This window comes from Methylobacterium sp. B1, from assembly GCF_000333255.1.
Lineage (GTDB): Bacteria > Pseudomonadota > Alphaproteobacteria > Rhizobiales > Beijerinckiaceae > Methylobacterium > Methylobacterium fujisawaense.
Genome location: NZ_BACT01000589.1, coordinates 1 through 1,342 on the forward strand (window position 1 = coordinate 1; position 1,342 = coordinate 1,342).

The 1,342-nt window shown below is 71.2% G+C and carries 1 protein-coding gene and 1 pseudogene; both read right to left on the reverse strand.

The window, feature by feature from the left end; translation table 11 throughout:
• Positions 1-30: 30 nt before the first annotated feature.
• Positions 31-264, reverse strand: a pseudogene (locus tag I53_RS17285) (malonyl-CoA synthase); the annotation flags it as partial.
• A 132-nt stretch (positions 265-396) separates the two neighbouring features.
• Positions 397-1,342: malonyl-CoA decarboxylase domain-containing protein (locus tag I53_RS17290; RefSeq protein WP_043352833.1), on the reverse strand; the 946-nt coding region annotated here is incomplete at its 5' end.

Consider the following 1,342-nt stretch of genomic DNA (forward strand, 5'->3'; position numbering starts at 1 on the left):
CCCCCGGGGTTTAGCGGTTTAACCGCCAGGAACCCGGCCCCGCCCGGAACGGCCCAGATACAGAAAGTCACTTGGGGTTCTTCTCGACCTGCACGGCCACCCGTGGCCGGTCTCGACGCCCGCCGCCCGCAGGGCCGCGCCGTAGGCGCCGGAGCGGGCGATCAGGTCCGCGTAGTTGTATCGGCGGCCCTCAGGGGTCTCGATCACGGTCTGGGCGGGATCGGGGACGCCGTCCCGCACCAGGAGAAAGAGTGGGTTCGTCATCGTGAGGCTAGAGCTGTCGCGGGACCTGTCTGTCTGACGCACCCATAACCGCCCGGAGGGCCTTCCGGCGAGCCCTTTCCGGCGGCGCCCCGCGGCCCCGCGGTGACAGGCGGGCCCCGACCGGCCCGGATCCTACGCCTCGGCCAGCACCACGGCCCGCGGCGGCGGCAGCTTGGCGCGCAGCTCACGGGTCACCGCCGGCGCGGCCACCACGGTGCCGAGATTGGCGTAGGTCTCGTGGTTCCGCTCGATGGCGGCGAGGTCGTAGAGGTAGTTGACCATCAGGCCGTGCGACTGGGCCAGACCCTTCTTCGAGGTGTCGCCCAGGAAGTTGATGCGGTCGAGGCGCGCGCCGTTGCCGAGGTGGAACCGGGCCACCGGGTCGAGGGGGCGGCCGCGCTCGTTCTTGGCGCGCAGGAAATAGGCCGCCGCCGCCGGGATCAGCGCCCGGCGCACCGTCTCGGCCCGGGCCTTGTCGGCCGGCCAGTTCGGGTCGTCCAGCGCCCGCAGGACCTCGACATCCTCGGGCAGCAGGCCCTGCGGGCTGTCGGCCCGGCGCTCCCGCGCCAGCCACGCGGCGAAGCCCGGCACCGGCGACAGCGTCACGAAGGTCTTGAGCGTGGGCACCTCGCGGGTGAGGTCCTCGACCACCTGCTTGATCAGGAAATTGCCGAAGGTGACGCCGGCGAGCCCCTTCTGGCAGTTCGAGATCGAGTAGAACACCGCCGTGTTGGCCGCCTGCGGCTGCAGCGGCTTGCGCTCCCGCGACAGGATCGGGGCGATGGCCGGGGCGATCTGGTCGGTGAGCGCCACCTCCACGAAGATCAGCGGCTCGTCGGCCAGCGCCGGGTGGAAGAACGCGAAGCAGCGCCGGTCCGGCGGCTCGATGCGGGCGCGCAGGTCGTCCCAGTCCGCGATGGCGTGCACCGCCTCGTAGCGGATGATCTTCTCCAGGATATGGGCCGGCGTCGTCCAGTCGATGTGGCGCAGCACCAGGAAGCCGCGGTTGAACCACGAGGCGAACAGGTGCTCGAAATCGCTGTCCAGGCTGTCGACGGCGTCCATCAGGGCGGGGTCG